This window comes from Plantactinospora sp. CNZ320 (genome assembly GCF_002846275.1).
Genome location: NZ_PJMP01000001.1, coordinates 6,060,054 through 6,075,177, shown reverse-complemented (window position 1 = coordinate 6,075,177; position 15,124 = coordinate 6,060,054). Strand labels below are relative to the sequence as shown.

The 15,124-nt window shown below is 68.9% G+C and carries 13 protein-coding genes and 1 pseudogene; 8 read left to right on the top strand and 6 right to left on the bottom strand.

Annotated features, from left to right (window positions below):
* Positions 1 to 13 precede the first annotated feature (13 nt).
* Both CLT71_RS27275 and CLT71_RS38230 read right to left on the bottom strand, forming a co-directional pair.
* Positions 14 to 274: a hypothetical protein gene (locus CLT71_RS27275; RefSeq protein WP_101369629.1), complete on the bottom strand. Its 261-nt coding sequence runs from the start codon at positions 272 to 274 to the stop codon at positions 14 to 16.
* Positions 275 to 1,137: 863 nt separating this feature from the next.
* Positions 1,138 to 2,487 (bottom strand): annotated as a pseudogene (locus tag CLT71_RS38230) (serine/threonine-protein kinase); the annotation flags it as partial.
* A 91-nt stretch (positions 2,488 to 2,578) separates the two neighbouring features.
* Between CLT71_RS38230 and CLT71_RS27265 the strand changes: the two are divergent.
* The 5 genes from CLT71_RS27265 (at position 2,579) to CLT71_RS27240 (ending at position 7,492) form a co-directional block, all read left to right on the top strand.
* A complete protein-coding gene (locus tag CLT71_RS27265; protein ID WP_101369627.1) occupies positions 2,579 to 2,806 on the top strand; it encodes an acyl-CoA carboxylase subunit epsilon in 228 nt (75 codons plus the stop codon).
* Positions 2,807 to 2,970: 164 nt separating this feature from the next.
* Positions 2,971 to 3,357 carry a hypothetical protein gene (locus tag CLT71_RS27260; protein WP_101369626.1) on the top strand — a complete coding sequence of 129 codons (387 nt, stop codon included), beginning with the start codon at positions 2,971 to 2,973 and terminating at the stop codon, positions 3,355 to 3,357.
* Between the two features lie 1,392 nt (positions 3,358 to 4,749).
* On the top strand, positions 4,750 to 5,898 hold the full coding sequence (mycP, locus tag CLT71_RS27250) for a type VII secretion-associated serine protease mycosin (protein ID WP_486483474.1): 1,149 nt from the start codon (positions 4,750 to 4,752) through the stop codon (positions 5,896 to 5,898).
* Positions 5,899 to 6,013: 115 nt separating this feature from the next.
* Positions 6,014 to 6,829, top strand: a complete 816-nt coding sequence (locus CLT71_RS27245; RefSeq protein ID WP_486483473.1) for a Maf-like protein — start codon at positions 6,014 to 6,016, stop codon at positions 6,827 to 6,829.
* A 9-nt stretch (positions 6,830 to 6,838) separates the two neighbouring features.
* Positions 6,839 to 7,492, top strand: coding sequence for an O-methyltransferase (locus CLT71_RS27240; protein WP_101369624.1), 654 nt, complete (start codon positions 6,839 to 6,841; stop codon positions 7,490 to 7,492).
* 103 nt (positions 7,493 to 7,595) lie between these two features.
* Here the strand turns inward: CLT71_RS27240 and CLT71_RS27235 are convergent, their stop codons facing one another.
* The 3 genes from CLT71_RS27235 to CLT71_RS27225 all read right to left on the bottom strand — a co-directional run bounded on the left by CLT71_RS27235 (position 7,596) and on the right by CLT71_RS27225 (position 10,227).
* The gene (locus CLT71_RS27235) at positions 7,596 to 8,351 is read right to left on the bottom strand and encodes an ABC transporter permease (RefSeq protein WP_101369623.1); all 756 of its coding nucleotides are present in this window, start codon (positions 8,349 to 8,351) and stop codon (positions 7,596 to 7,598) included.
* Between the two features lie 59 nt (positions 8,352 to 8,410).
* Entirely contained in the window at positions 8,411 to 9,367 is a 957-nt protein-coding gene (locus CLT71_RS27230; protein WP_101369622.1) for an ATP-binding cassette domain-containing protein, read from the bottom strand.
* Positions 9,368 to 9,477: 110 nt separating this feature from the next.
* On the bottom strand, positions 9,478 to 10,227 hold the full coding sequence (locus tag CLT71_RS27225; protein WP_486483472.1) for a helix-turn-helix transcriptional regulator: 750 nt from the start codon (positions 10,225 to 10,227) through the stop codon (positions 9,478 to 9,480).
* A 321-nt stretch (positions 10,228 to 10,548) separates the two neighbouring features.
* On the opposite strand from CLT71_RS27225, the gene CLT71_RS27220 reads away from it, so the two are divergent.
* The gene (locus tag CLT71_RS27220; protein WP_101369620.1) at positions 10,549 to 12,348 is read left to right on the top strand and encodes an ATP-binding protein; all 1,800 of its coding nucleotides are present in this window, start codon (positions 10,549 to 10,551) and stop codon (positions 12,346 to 12,348) included.
* A 135-nt stretch (positions 12,349 to 12,483) separates the two neighbouring features.
* On the top strand, positions 12,484 to 13,923 hold the full coding sequence (locus tag CLT71_RS27215; protein ID WP_101369619.1) for a GuaB1 family IMP dehydrogenase-related protein: 1,440 nt from the start codon (positions 12,484 to 12,486) through the stop codon (positions 13,921 to 13,923).
* Positions 13,924 to 13,943: 20 nt separating this feature from the next.
* On the opposite strand, the gene CLT71_RS27210 is transcribed toward CLT71_RS27215, so the two are convergent.
* A complete protein-coding gene (locus CLT71_RS27210; protein WP_101369618.1) occupies positions 13,944 to 14,540 on the bottom strand; it encodes a TetR/AcrR family transcriptional regulator in 597 nt (198 codons plus the stop codon).
* Between the two features lie 92 nt (positions 14,541 to 14,632).
* Between CLT71_RS27210 and CLT71_RS27205 the strand changes: the two genes are divergently transcribed.
* Positions 14,633 to 15,082, top strand: coding sequence for a DoxX family protein (locus CLT71_RS27205; protein WP_101369617.1), 450 nt, complete (start codon positions 14,633 to 14,635; stop codon positions 15,080 to 15,082).
* Positions 15,083 to 15,124 lie beyond the last annotated feature (42 nt).

Below are 15,124 nucleotides of genomic sequence, written 5' to 3'. Positions count from 1 at the left end.
TCGTCGTCCAGTCTCAGGGGAGCTGCGCGGCGGAGCCCGCCTGCGCCCGGCCCGTCGTCGGCATGGCGACCTGGGCTGGCACCGCGGCCTGGCTCTGCACGCCTCGCCGCAGCAACATCCAAGCGCCGACCGTAGCGACGGCCACGGCGACGACGCTCGCGAGCGCGATCAGCGCGACCATTCCGACGCTCGCCACCAGCAGGGCGAGATCGCCGATCGCCACCAGCATCCACAGTGCAATGCTGGGCTTCGTCGCATGATGTCGGGAACGCATCAGTCGTACCTCCTTCCGTCGAGATCATCACTACCCCGACGAAAGTGAGGTCATGCCTGTCAATTCCTCGCGGGTTGGAAACCGTCCGCGATGATCTTGAAGGTGGCGAGTTCACGGTCCCAGTCGGCCGCCTCGGTGTCCCAACGGATCGCGTACGCCTTCTTGCTGCTCGTGACGAAGCCCCGGTTACGCACGTGCATCCGCGCGCCACCCTCGTCGTGCAGCCACTCCCAGTCGGCGGCCTTCAACCAGTAGTCGACAGCCTGGATCGTCACCAGCTTGTAGTTCTGGTAGTTGCCCCGGCGAGCGCGCTCCTGCTCCCGCCAGTCCGCGACCGGATCGGGACGAGGGTTGTTCGTCTGGTCGATCATCAGGAACCGGCGACTGTTGGGATCGTTGAACTTCACCCGCGGTCCCTCCCTGCTGACCGTCCAGCCGTTCGGCACCGGTACGGAGAACCCGGTCCGGTCCTGATACATCCGCCAACCCGCAGGTAGCTGCGGAGCGGCCTGGCCCGTCGGCGTCGCCGGCGGCTGGGCCGGCGCGGCGGTGGTCGCCGCCGGGGTGGGCGTCGGTGCCGCGTTGGTCGGATCGGCCGACGGCGTACCCGCCGGTTGGCTCGTCGGTGCGGAACCGGAACCGGAACCCGTGCCCTGTTCCTCGCCATCCGACCCGCCGTCACGGGTCAGCGGCACGATCACGACGAGGGCGAGCAGGATCAACGCAACCAGCCCGCCGAGCAGCCACATCCGGCGGTTTCCGGCCGCGACGGCGGCCAGCGGACCGCGCCGGTCGCCATACTCGTCGTCCCGGCTCGTCGGGACCGCCGCCCTGCCTGCGGGCGCGGCCTGGGGCGCCTGCTGCGCGGCCCGGTTCTCCGGCTGCGCCGCCTGGTCTGCCTGCTCGTCTGCCTGCGGGGTTGCCGGCGTCTGAGCTGCGGAAGAGGTCTCCGCCTTCGGCTGCACCGCCGTCGGTGCCGGTTCCGGCTTCGCCTCGACCTCGTCGGCCGACTCGCCCGGCACGACGACGACCGTCGGCTCGGCGGGCGGTCGGGCACTGTCCGAACTGGCGGAATCCGCCGCTGCATCCGATGCGGGCGCCTGCGCCGCCGACTCCGGCTCGGCCGACGGGGCGGGCAGCTTCGTCGTCTCGGCAGCCGGCGGCGGAGCGGCGGGGAGTTTCGTCGTCTCGGCAGCTGGCGGGGCCGCCGGCAACTTGGTCGTCTCGGCGGCCGGCGGCGCCGGGGCAGCGGGCGGTGCGGCCGGCGGCGCGGCGGGGGCCGGTCGGGGCGACGGCAACGGCACGATCCGGGTACGCGGCTCGCCCGGTTCACGCGGGCCGTGCGGCCCCGGTCGGCGTACCCCGTCAAGCAGTGACAGCCCCGGGTTCCTGCGCCGGCCTGACGCGCGACGGAGCAACCGCTCCGCCACCTCGGCGTTGATCCGCGTCGCCGGATCCTTACGCAACAGCCCAGCCAGCACGGCCTTGAGCGGGCCGGCACGGCGCGACGCCGGCGGTGGTTCGGTGGCCAGCGCCGCCAACGTCGCGATCGCGGAAGGCCGGGCGAACGGCGACTGCCCCTCGACGGCGGCGTAGAGCGTCGCGCCCAGCGACCAGAGATCGCCCTCCGGCCCGGCCGTGCCGTCCCGGGCCCGCTCCGGCGCGATGTAGGCAGGCGATCCCAGCACCAGGCCGGTACGGGTCACGTTCGGGTCCCCCGGCACGGTGGCCAGCCCGAAGTCGGTCAGTACCACCCGGCCGTCGTCGCCGAGCAGCACGTTGCCGGGCTTCACGTCCCGGTGCATCACCCCGGCCCGATGCGCTGACTTCAACGCGCCGAGCACCCCGAGCCCGATCTCGGCGGCCCGGGTCGGCGACACCGGCCCGTCACTGGCGAGTACGTCCTGCAACGACCGCGACGGGATGTACTCCATGACGATCCACGGATCACCGTCAGTACGCAGTACGTCGAAGACCCGGACGACATTCGCGTGGTTGAGCCGTGCGATCGCTCGTGCCTCGCGGAGCGAGCGTTCGCGCATCTCCTGACGCTCTTCCTCGGTCAGCCCCGGCGGCGGGACCAACTCCTTGATCGCGACGTCGCGGTGCAGCACCTCGTCACGCGCCTTCCAGACCCGACCCATCCCACCCTGGCCGAGCGGCTCGACAAGTCGGTACCGGTCAGCGATGAGTTGTGGAGGCGCACTAGACACCCGTGGACGGTACCCAACCGCAACAAGAGTCACACCTTCGGCACGCCTATCTGAGACGCCCACCAATTGACGAGGACGTACCCTCAATGCCATGGCTGACGAAGAACCGCTGCTCCGGGTGGTCCGCGGTACCCCCACGCCGGAGGAGTTGGCTGCCCTGGTGGGGGCGATCTTCCTCCGTCCACGACCGACTACATCGGCCCGACCCGCCCAAGTGTCAACCTGGGCACGGAGAGGTCGTCCCGGTACGGTGTCCCCGTCCGGCATGCCGGCCCACACCGGTGTTGACGCCTGGCGGGTCTCCGGCCTTCCTCATTGACCTGCGCCTGGCGCCCTCCGGGGCTGCCCACGCCGGCCCTTACCCACTAACCTTGGTGTGGGGCAGTATGTAGCACCTGGGGAGAAGACGTGATACCTGAGGAAGACCGTGGCCCTGCGTGGCTGCGCGACTACGGCGGGTCCATAGAAGCTGACATTCAGCGCATGGAGGAGTTCGCCCAGCAGCTCCTGGCCGACGTCCAGAAGAACTACGTACCACACATGCAGGAAGTCCAGTCGGACATGCTGCCCGAGGCGCCTCGGCCCAACGCAGGCTTCCCCGAGCTTCTGTCTTTCTTCGACAGGCATCGGAATGTCCAGCAGGCCACTTCCAACCGCATCTGGGACGTCGGCGACGGGACCGGCGGCCTCGCCACTGCCGCTGAGACTGTCAGCAAGAACTACGTCAACTCCGACGCCTTCTCACACGCCCGCGTGCGGGAGGTTGAGAACGCGCTGGATCAGTCCGGGGCAGCGGCACCGCCGCCACCCGGGTCGCGGAGCACACCGCCGCAGGGCGGCGCTGAGAACACGGGGAGTCCAAATGCATGACAGCGGAGGCGGGGGAGGTGGCCTCTCCGGCACGACCAACTGGACAGCGCAGAATGTCTCGCAGATGTGGGCACTGTTGGAAAACCAACAGACGGACACGCATTGGCAGCATGTCAGTGGTTGGCGGAAGACCTCCGAGCTCAGCTTGCTACACCTGTCCCGGCTGAAGCAGTACCGCGAAAACCTGATCGAGGCCTGGCCACCCGAGAAGAATGAAGCTTCGAAGGCCTACGTCACACGACTCGACTATCTCATCGAGACGGTCCAAGGCGTCTACGATACGGCAGCCGCAAACCAGCAGACCCTGACGGGCGTGACCCAAGCAATTTGGGAGTCCCGAAGGAACCTTGAGGAAATCCACAAGGAATACCTCGCAAAGGCACAAGCTAAGCAGCAGTACGACGCTGCGGTCCTGGCGAACAACGGACGTCCTCCAGATGGCCAGCAGCCGACGACCCAGGCTGACCTAGAAGACCTGAACTGGCGTGCCCGTCACATCATGTATGGGCTAAGCGGTGAACTCGCCACCGCTCAGGTACAACTCCGCAAGCCTCCCCCCTATAAGACGAACGATAAACAGACGGGTGGTTCGGAGAATCCCCCGGGCGGCAACTCGAGTAGCGTTATGGGCAGTTCGGGCCCTCCAGTCCTTCCTCCCGTTGTACCGATCCCGGCTGGAGGTGGTGCGAGCTTTACCCCTTCACCGACCCCGCCCGTGCACATCGTGGTACCAACGACACCTGCGCCTACCGTTGGCCCGATTCTTGGTGGCACTGGCCCAGTTGCCCCTCCAGCCGTACCACCAACGCCCCCAAGCGTCATTCCGCCGCCGCCCACCACTGGCCCTGGCCTTCCCCCGCCGCCTCCAATAGCCCCCGGTCTTCCGCCAGGCACGAGGCCGCCAGGACTTCCTCCTGGCGCTCGACCTCCGGGACTAAACCCTGGTTACCCCATGCCATCATCGATGCCGCCAGGCGGCGGTATGCACAAGGCTGGGTTTGGACCGAACGCAGGACTACCACCGCGAGCGATGCCTCCAGGCGGGATGATCGGCGGAACACCCGGAGCAGGGCTTTCGCAGCCGGCCACGGGAACTGCAGCGGCCCGACGCATAAACCCAGTTGGCGGCGTCATTGGCGGTGGAGGCGGAGCCCCGCTTGGTGGGTCCGGACAGCGTTCAATCTCGAGCGCCAACCGCTCCTTCTCAAGCACTGGTCAGACATTCGGGGCAGGTTCGGGCGTGCGGGCCGGAAATCAGAGCAAGGGTGAAGATATCGATCGACACTGGGACCCCGATAACCCTTGGGAAACAGACGAAGGCGTTGCACCGGTAATGATGCCTAGCCGAGAGAACGGCCGAATCGACCCAGGCCCAACGATTGGCTATAAGCGGTGATTTACCGCGTCGTACGGACGGCCGTGGCGCTCTTCTGCGCCACGGCCGTTGCCGTCTTACCAGCCACCGCAGCACAGGCAGATGAGGTGCGTAACAACCAGTGGCATCTTGAATACCTCAAGGTCACTGCAGCACATGCGATTAGTCAAGGTGAGGGAATTACCGTCGCCGTAATTGACACTGGCGTTGACCCTCACCCCGATTTGCGCAACAATCTTTTGCCCGGCACCGCCACTTATGCAGGAGGAGAAGGCAACGGGCGCCAGGATGGCGACCCAGGAGGGCACGGGACAGGCATGGCTGGCCTGATCGCGGCGCACGGTAGAGGTACCAACGGAGCCCTTGGCATTGCCCCGAAAGCCAGGATTCTTCCGATCCGCGACTCCAATAGTAAGAGCGACGGCGACCCAGATGACACGGCCAAGGCGATAGAGTGGGCAGTGTCCAAGAAGGTCGATGTAATCAATATCTCCTCCGTTAGTTCGTCCTCAGAACGCCTTAGTCAAGCAATCGAGTCCGCCTTTCGGGCAGACATCGTCGTTGTCGCCTCTGCAGGAAATCGTCCTTCACGTCTTCTAGTAGGATTTCCGGCTGCAATCGACGGAGTCGTCGCTGTCGGTGCCACTGATCAAGCAGGTAACCATTTTAGGAACTCGGTTACAGGAGAGAAGCTGGTCATTGCGGCACCAGGCGTCGATATACGCAGCACATCAAGAGGCAGTAGATACAGTAAGACGTCTGGAACCTCCGACTCTGCGGCGATCGTTGCTGGGGCGGCTGCGCTCGTACGGAGCAAGTTCCCGGATCTGTCGGCGGAGGAAGTCGTACACCGGCTGACCGCTACGGCCGACGACAAGGGTGCGCCGGGTCGGGACGAGGAGTACGGGTACGGCGTACTCAACCTGGTCAAGGCGCTGACTGCGGACGTACCTCCGCTGGAGGGAAGTGCCGAGCCCAGCACCAGCGCCGCACCCAGCTCCACTCAGACACAGCCTGCCGGTGACGCGGCTCCCGAGCCGGAGAACAAGTCGAATTCTGGTTCGACCATCCTTATCGGTGTCCTGGTGGCTCTCGTCGTACTCGGTCTGTTGGTGGTCCTTCTGGTGGTGCTCCTGGCCCGGCGACGGCAACAACCGCGACTCTGACCGAGCTGGTCCGAGATCGAGCCGGCCCGGAACCGACGCCAGTCCGGAATCGAGTCGGTACGAACACCCGGCCCGATCGTGGGTAGCCCGCGTCGGGCCGGGTACTTTGACCGTCGTGCACACCACGAACCGGCTGCGCCTGGTGCTCGCCTCGGCGAGCCCGGCCCGACGTAAGCTCCTGCAGGCCGCCGGCATAGAGCCGGATGTGCTGGTCAGCGGGGTCGACGAGTCTCAGGTGGACCCTTCGACCCCCGAAGCGCTGAGTCTCACCCTGGCCCAGATGAAGGCCCGAACGGTCGCCCAGCGATTCACCGCAGACCTGAACGGCAGCAACTCGACCAGCACCGGCAACGGCTCAACCAGCACCGCCGACGGCTCCACGAGCACCAGCGACGGCTTCGACAACCGGGACGAGCCCGGCGACGATCTCCGTACGCTCGTCCTCGGGTGTGACTCGGTGCTCGCCTTCGACGGGGAGATCCTCGGGAAGCCGGCCGACGCGGACGAGGCGGTACGGCGCTGGCAGGCGATGCGGGGCAAGAGCGGAGTACTGCACACCGGGCACTGCCTGATCGACCTGCCGAGCGGGCGTGAGGTGGCCAGGGTCGCCGCCACCGGCGTCTACTTCGCCGAGATCACCGACGACGAGATCGCCGCGTACGTCGCGACGGGCGAGCCGTTGCAGGTGGCGGGCGCTTTCACCATCGACGGTCTGGGCGGTCCGTTCGTCGACCGGGTGGACGGCGATCCTGGCGCCGTGATCGGGCTCTCCCTGCCGCTGTTCCGTAACCTGCTCGACGAACTCGACCTGCGGATCACAGACCTCTGGGCCGCTCGGACGCTCCGAGGCGGCACCGGCTTCGGCACCGAGACGACGACGGGACCGAATCACACTGACGAACCGCTACCGTCCGCCGCCGACCTGACATAGCGTCGACAGGTGCCGACGAAGTCGATTCCACTCACCGATGACCTGCACGCTTACGTCCTCGCGCACGGCTCGCCACCCGACGCCCTGGTCCGAGAACTGATCGACGAGACGGTCTCCCTCCTGCCGGCCGACGCCGGGATGCAGATCGCTCCCGAGCAGGTCGGGCTACTCACCTTCCTGACCAGGCTGGTGAACGCCCGGCAGGCGGTGGAGGTCGGCACCTTCACCGGGCTCTCGTCGTTGGCGATCGCCCGGGGACTCCCCGCCGACGGGCGGTTGACCTGCTTCGACATCTCGGAGGAGTACACGGCGGTCGCCCGCCGTTACTGGGCGCGGGCCGGGGTGGACGACCGGATCGAGTTGCGGATCGGCCCGGCCGCCGAGACGCTACGCTCCCTCCCCACGCAACCACACCTCGATCTTGCCTTCGTCGACGCCGACAAGCCGGGTTATCCGACCTACTGGGCCGAGTTGGTGCCGAGGATGCGTACCGGTGGGTTGATCGTGGTGGACAACGTGCTCCGGGGTGGCCGGATCCTCGCCCCGGAGACCGTGGCCGACCGGGCGATCGCCGAGTTCAACGAGGCGGTGTTGCAGGACGAGCGGGTCGACCTGGTGATGCTGCCGGTCGCCGACGGGCTCACGCTGGCCCGCCGCCGCTGACCGCGGCCACCATCGGCAGCGACGGCCGAGGTCCGGTGACAGGTGATCCGGGTACGGGTGCAGCGGCCGGGAAGCCAGCTCCACCCGTACCCGGAAAAGAGCCTCAGCGGACGCTGCGGGCGAACTCGCGTGCGGCCCAGGCCACGGCGAGCGTCGTGATCACCGCCATCACCGACATTCCCTGCCAGACGGCGTCGTTGCCGAGATCGCCGGCGAAGAGTGCCCGGGCACCGTCGACCGCCCAGGAGAACGGGTTCCAGTCGGCGATCCCCTGCAACCAGCCGGGCGCGAAGCTCAACGGCAGCAGGATTCCGGAGAGCAGCAGGACCGGCTGGGCGATCGTGTTCATCAGCGGCGCCAGTGCGTCCTCACTCTTCACCACCAGGGCGATCCCGTACGACAGCGCCGAGGTCATCAGCGCGATCAGGGCCAGCAGCAGGTACGCGAGCAGCAGGTCCCCGATGAAGACCGAGAGCCCGAACGCCAGTGCCAACAGGGTGATGATGATCGCCTGGGCGATCAGCGAGACCACGTCCCGCAGCGACCGGCCGAGCAGCAGGGCCAGCCGGCTGACCGGGGTGACCCGGGACCGTTCGATCACCCCGGCCCGGAGTTCGGCGATCAGGCCGAAGCCCTGGAACAGCCCGCCGAAGATGGCGAGCAGCACCAGCAGGCCGGGCACGAATATCCGGTACGCCTCCGCGTTGCTCGACGCCTGCAACGCGGGCTTGAGCAGCGGGGCGAAGAGCAGCAGGTACATCACCGGCTGGAAGATGCCGACGAAGAGCCAGACGGGCTGGCGGACCAGCAGCAGGAACTGCCGCTGGAAGATCAACCACGTGTCGCGGGCGAATTTCATCAAGGTCTCCTGTTGGGCGGTGCGCGGCGAAGGCGGGTCCTGACTCGCGTGGTGGACGGTCAGGACTCGCGCAGCGAGCGGCCGGTCTTGGTGAGGAACACGTCGTCGAGGCTGGGCCGGTGCAGCTCGATCGAGCTGAGCGCGATGCCGGCGGCGTCGAGGGCGCGGAGGATCTGCGGCATGTCCCGGGTCCCGTCGTTGACGTAGAGCCGCAGCGTGCCGTCGTCGGAGGTTTCCAGGCTGGTGACGTACGGCTCGGTCTCCAGCGCCTTGCCGGCGTCCTGGGTCGAGCCTTCGATGGTGACCAGCACCACGTCGCCGGAGATCTCCCGCTTCAGTTCCGCCGGTGTCCCCTCGGCGACCACCTCGCCGTGGTCCATGATGGCGATCCGGTCACAGAGCGCGTCCGCCTCGTCCAGGTAGTGGGTGGTGATGAAGACGGTCATCCCCTCGGCGCGCAGCCGACGGATCTCGTCCCACATGTGGGCGCGGCTCTGCGGATCGAGGCCGGTCGTCGGCTCGTCCAGGAAGACGATCTTCGGTTCGTGGATGATGCCGAGCGCGATGTCGACCCGGCGACGCTGACCTCCGGAGTACGTCTTGCACTTGCGGTCGGCGTACTCGGTGAGCTGGAACGCCTCCAGGGCACGTACCGCCCGCCGCTGTGCCTCGGCCTTGCTCAGCCCGTACATCCGGGCGTGCAGTACCAGCTCCTCGCGTGCGGTCGACTCGTCCCAGGTGCTGCCGCCCTGGGCCACGTAGCCGATCCGTCGCCGCACCTCACCGGGGTTGCTCCGCAGATCGGCACCGGCGACGTTGGCCTCGCCGCCGTCCGGCTCGATCAGCGTGGCGAGCATCCGCAGCGTGGTCGTCTTACCCGCACCGTTCGGGCCGAGAAAGCCGAAGATCTCCCCCTCGGCCACCACGAGGTCGACACCGCGGACCGCGTCGACCGACTTCTTCTCTCTGCCCTGTCGGGAGCGGAACGACTTCCGCAACCCCTTGGTCTCGATCATGCCTGCTCCTGGTCAGCCGGACCGGCATCCCACCGGCCCATCCCCCGGGGCACGCCAGAAGGCGCCCACCGCAACGCTTCCGGGAGGCTAACGCGATATAGCTCATCTAGTCAACGTTGATTATTACGTGTCGACGCATCCGGCGGCTCCGACTCCGGCGTCGGCTCGGACGCTGGCTCCGACGTCGCCTCCGGTGTCGGCTCGGACGCTGGCTGCTCGGGCCGGGGCGTACGCCCGCCGGTCCAGGCCGCCGCCTCGGCTGCCAACGGGGCGTACTGGGCCCATTCGACGTTCTCCGGGTAGTCCTCCGGCAGGTACGGCACCCCGGCGTCGATCAGGTCGGCGATCCGCTCACACCAACTGATCTCCCCCTCCGCGCGGGCGATGGAGAGCTGCCACATCCAGGAGACGTGGACCGGCTTGCCCTCCTTCATCCAGCCGGACTCCATCGCGGCACGGAGACTTTCGTTCACCGCCCGCAGCAGCCGGGCCCGGTTACGCAGCGCCGCCGACGCCTCGTCCCGGGGCAGCGCCGGCAGGAAGGAGAAGGCCGCGAAGAACGGGTCGACAACCTCACCGAGGTTCCACCAGTTGCCTCTGAGCAGTCCCTGGAACTCGTCCTCGCCCTTCGGGGTGATCTCGTACGTGACCCGGGCCGGACGGGCGCCGACCTGCTCGGTGGCCACCTCCCGTAACAGTCCCTCCTCGGTCAGCTTGCGCAGCGCGTGGTAGATCGAGCCGGGCTGGACGTTCGCCCACTTGTCCGCGTTCCAGCTCAGCAGTTCGCGACGTACGTCATAGCCGTGTACCGGTTGCATCCACCGGACCAGGCCGAGAATCATCATTCGGGTAGCTGACACACCAGAAGCGTAATAAGCAAAATTGACTAACCACCAACGCCACCCGCTGGCGCACCCCCGTACGCTCCCGGCGAGCGCGTACTCGCCGGCCCGCCGGCCGGGTCGCACCGCAGCCGCCGACCGTCAACTGCCCGACCGCCGCTAGCCCAGGGCCGGGTCGAGGGTGGCCAGCGTGGGGCGGGGCCAGGTCGGGGTGGCATTGGTCACCTCCCCAGCCATCGGCAGGGTGATCAGAGTCGTTGACAATGTCCCTGGCAACGTCCCTGGCAGCCACCCCCGGCGACCGGCGACGGTGGGAGCGATTCGAGGAGGAGCAGCCGCGTGCGCAAGGTACTGATCGCCAACCGGGGCGAGATCGCGGTCCGGGTCGTCCGCGCCTGCCGGGACGCCGGACTGGCCAGCGTCGCCGTCTACGCCGACTCCGACCGGGACGCGCTGCACGCCACCCTCGCCGACGAGGCGTACGCGCTGGGTGGCGAGACCGCGACCGAGACGTATCTGCGGATCGACAAACTGCTCGACGTGGCCGCCCGGTCGGGCGCTGACGCCGTACACCCGGGTTACGGGTTTCTCTCCGAGAACGCCGACTTCGCGGCGGCGGTGATCGACGCCGGCCTGACCTGGATCGGCCCGACGCCGCAGGCGATCCGCGACCTCGGCGACAAGGTCACCGCCCGGCACCTCGCGCAGCGGGCCGGCGCTCCGCTGGTGCCCGGCACCTCCGAGCCGGTGAGCGGTCCCGACGAGGTACTCGCCTTCGCCGCCGAGCACGGCCTGCCGGTGGCGATCAAGGCGGCGTTCGGCGGCGGTGGCCGGGGTCTCAAGGTGGCCCGGACGATGGCGGAGATTCCGGCTCTCTTCGAGTCGGCGACCCGGGAGGCGCTGGCAGCCTTCGGTCGGGGCGAGTGCTTCGTCGAGCGCTACCTGGACCGTCCCCGGCACGTCGAGGCACAGGTCCTCGCCGACCAGCATGGCAATGTCATCGTGGTCGGCACCCGGGACTGCTCGTTGCAGCGCCGGCACCAGAAGCTCGTCGAGGAGGCGCCGGCGCCGTTCCTGACCGACGAGCAGCGGGCGCAGATCCACGCCAGCGCGAAGGCGATCTGCCGGGAGGCCGACTATCACGGCGCCGGCACCGTCGAATATCTGGTCGGCGCGGACGGCACCATCTCCTTCCTGGAGGTGAACACGCGGCTCCAGGTCGAGCATCCGGTGACCGAGGAGACCGCCGGCATCGACCTAGTCCGGGAGCAGTTCCGGATCGCGTCCGGCGAGCGGCTGCGGTTCGACGCCGATCCGGCACCGCGCGGCCACTCGATCGAGTTCCGGATCAACGGCGAGGACCCGGGCCGGAACTTCCTGCCGGCGCCGGGCACGGTGACCGCGCTGCGGCTGCCGACCGGACCCGGCGTACGGGTGGACACCGGCATCGCCGCTGGCGACGTGATCGGCGGAAACTTCGACTCGCTGCTCGCCAAGGTGATCGTCACCGGGGAGACCCGTACCGAGGCACTGGAGCGGGCCCGCCGGGCTCTCGACGAGATGGTGGTGGACGGGATGGCCACCGCGCTGCCGTTCCACCGGCTGGTCGTCCGGGACCCGGCGTTCACCTCCGAGCCGTTCTCCGTGCACACCAGGTGGATCGAGACCGAGTTCGACAACACGGTGCCGGCGTTCACCGGGACCGTACCGCTCGACGATCCGGCCGGTGCCAGGGAGACCGTCGTGGTCGAGGTGGCCGGCAAGCGGCTGGAGGTCAGCCTCCCCGCCGGCTATGCCACGGGTACGGCGACAGCCGCCGGCCCGGCCGCGTCCGGCACCTCTGCTGCCGGTGCCTCCGCTTCCGGTGCCCGGCGATCGGCCCGGCGCACCGGCCGATCCGGTACGGCGGGCGGGGCCGGGGCCGGTGGAGACGCGCTCACCTCACCCATGCAGGGCACGATCGTCAAGATCGCGGTTGCCGAGGGGGACACGGTTGCCGAGGGTGACCTGGTCGTCGTGATGGAGGCGATGAAGATGGAGCAGCCGCTGCACGCGCACAAGTCAGGCGTGGTGAGCGAACTGACCGCCGAGGTCGGCGCTGTCCTCACCGCCGGTGCCGCCATCTGCCTCATCCGCTGATCCGCCCGACGCCTCCAGCGACCTGGCGCCTCGTCTTCCCAGCCGGCAACCACATGGGCGAGCGGGTGGAGAGACCGGTCACGGGACCAGCGGGACTGCCGGGCCGGGCGGAGCGTCCTCCGGCATGATGACCAGGTGCGGTTCATCACCGGCGGAAAGCCCAGCCAGGACCTGACCTACAACGACGTCTTCCTCGCCCCGGTCCGGTCGGCCGTGGAGTCCCGGCTCGACGTCGACCTCTCCAGCAGCGACGGGACCGGCACCACGATCCCGATCGTGGTCTCCAACATGACGGCGGTGGCGGGCCGGCGGATGGCCGAGACGGCAGCCCGGCGCGGCGCCCTGACGGTACTGCCGCAGGACATCCCGCTCGAGGTGGTCACCGAGGTGATCGGCTGGATCAAGCAGCGGCATCTGGTGCACGACACGCCGATCGCGCTCGGCCCGACCGACACCGTCGGAGACGCCATCCACCTGCTGCCGAAACGGTCGCACGGCGCGGTGGTCGTGGTCGACCCGGACGGCCGCCCGATCGGGGTGGTGACCGAGGCCGACACGGTCGGGGTGGACCGGTTCACGCAGTTGCGCCATGTGATGTCCACCGAACTGCACACCGTGCCGGCCGAGGCAGATCCCCGGACCGGGTTCGACAGGCTGTCCCGGGGGCGGCGCCGGCTCGCTCCGGTGGTCGACGTGGAGGGCCGGCTGGTCGGGGTACTGACCCGACAGGGGGCGCTGCGGGCCACGCTGTACCGGCCGGCGCTGGACGGCAAGGGCCGGCTGCGCATCGCCGCCGCGATCGGCATCAACGGCGACGTCGCCGGCAGGGCCGCCGCGCTCTTCGAGGCCGGGGTCGACACCCTTGTGGTGGACACCGCGCACGGTCACCAGGAGCGGATGCTCCGGGCACTGCGCGCGGTACGCAGCCTCGATCCGCCGGTACCGGTGGCCGCCGGCAACGTGGTGACTGCGGACGGGGTACGGGACCTGGTCGAGGCGGGGGCGGACATCGTCAAGGTCGGCGTGGGGCCGGGGGCGATGTGCACCACCCGGATGATGACCGGGGTGGGCCGGCCACAGTTCTCCGCTGTACTCGACTGCGCCGCCGCAGCCCGCGAACTGGGTCGACACGTCTGGGCGGACGGCGGGGTACGCCACCCACGGGACGTCGCCCTGGCCCTGGCCGCCGGGGCGTCGAACGTGATGATCGGTACCTGGTTCGCCGGCACCTACGAGTCACCCGGTGACCTCTACACCGATGCCGACGGCCGGCGCTACAAGGAGAGCTTCGGCATGGCCTCGGCGCGGGCGGTCAGCGCGCGTACCGCCGAGGACAGCGCGTACGACCAGGCCCGGAAGGCGGTCTTCGAGGAGGGCATCTCCAGTGCGCGGATGTACCTCGACCCGAACCGGCCGGGCGTCGAGGACCTGATCGACGAGATCGTCGCCGGGGTACGCAGCGCGTGCACGTACGCCGGTGCGGCAGATCTCGCCGAGTTCCACGCCAACGCCGTGGTCGGGGTGCAGAGCGCCGCCGGTTACACCGAGGGGATGCCGCTGCCCACCAACTGGTGACGTGGGGAAGCCTCGGTGGCTCAGTCGGGTGTCGCGAACAGTCGACTGAGCACGAGCCTGGCGGCCGGCTCCGGGTCGTCGCCGAGTTGGTCGGTCTGGAGCGCCCCGCCGAGCCACAGGGTGGCGAAGCCGTGCGCGATCGACCAGGCGGCCAGCTCGGACTGCGCGGCCGTCGGGCCGACCGCCGCCGCGGGCAGCCCGGCCACACCGGCCTGGAGTGCTGCCTGGGCCCGCTGTTGGGCGGCGGCGAGCCCTGCGTCGTCGCGGTGGAAGAGTTCCGGCCGGAACATCACCTCGAAGTAGGCCCGGTGACGCACCGCGAACATGACGTAGCCGACGCCGAGTTCGAGCAGGCTACCGTCGAACTTTCCCGCGATCCGGGCCAGCGTGTCGGCCAGCATCTCGTAGCCCTCGGTGGCGAACGCGGTGAGCAGCCCGGCCTTGTCGCCGAAATGGTGCGCGGGTGCGGCGTGCGAGACGCCGGCTCGGCGGGCCAGGTCGCGCAGGCTGAGCCCGGCCGGCCCGGACTCCTCGATCGCGGTCGCGGCGGCGGCGAGCAGCGCCCGTCGCAGGTTTCCGTGATGGTACGGCCGTCCCGCGGCATCCTCCTCGGTCATACGCATCAGCATATCTTGCTATTGACAAGATCCCCGCCGCAAGCGAATCTTGATAGTGACAAGTTTCCCCTCCAGTGGAATGGACAACCGCCATGGCGCCGCTGATCGCCCTCATCGCCGGCTCGCTCGTCGCCCGACTCGCCGGGCTCCTCGGCATCGACGCGCTCGACGGCTGGCAGCCCGCCCTCAGGGTCGGGCTCGCCCTGATGTTCCTGCTCACCGGCTACGCACACTTCGCGGCGAGTCGCCGCCGCGATCTCATCGCGATGGTGCCGCCGGCCCTGCCCCGCCCCGACCTGCTGGTCACCGTGACCGGCGTGCTGGAGCTGGCCGGAGCGGTCGGGCTGCTCGTCCCGGCCACCGCCCGCCCGACCGCGGCCGGGCTGGCGCTGCTGATGGTCGCGATGTTCCCCGCCAACGTCTACGCCGCCCGCCACAGGCTGACCCTCGCCGGCCGCCCGGTCACCCCGCTCGGCATCCGTACGGCCACGCAGGTGCTCTACGTCGGCGCCGCCCTCCTGGTCGTCCTCCTCCCAGCGTGAGCCGCGTTGCAGGTAAGGAAGGGCCCCCTGTTATCGCATTCT

What these genes read in the sequence shown, in the direction of transcription:
- CLT71_RS27275 (WP_101369629.1), bottom strand. Translation starts at nt 274, where the DNA reads ATGCGTTCCCGACATCATGCGACGAAGCCCAGCATTGCACTGTGGATG.
- CLT71_RS27265 (WP_101369627.1), top strand. Translation starts at nt 2,579, where the DNA reads ATGGCTGACGAAGAACCGCTGCTCCGGGTGGTCCGCGGTACCCCCACG.
- CLT71_RS27260 (WP_101369626.1), top strand. Translation starts at nt 2,971, where the DNA reads ATGGAGGAGTTCGCCCAGCAGCTCCTGGCCGACGTCCAGAAGAACTAC.
- CLT71_RS27235 (WP_101369623.1), bottom strand. Translation starts at nt 8,351, where the DNA reads ATGAAATTCGCCCGCGACACGTGGTTGATCTTCCAGCGGCAGTTCCTG.
- CLT71_RS27230 (WP_101369622.1), bottom strand. Translation starts at nt 9,367, where the DNA reads ATGATCGAGACCAAGGGGTTGCGGAAGTCGTTCCGCTCCCGACAGGGC.
- CLT71_RS27210 (WP_101369618.1), bottom strand. Translation starts at nt 14,540, where the DNA reads ATGACCGAGGAGGATGCCGCGGGACGGCCGTACCATCACGGAAACCTG.
- CLT71_RS27205 (WP_101369617.1), top strand. Translation starts at nt 14,633, where the DNA reads ATGGCGCCGCTGATCGCCCTCATCGCCGGCTCGCTCGTCGCCCGACTC.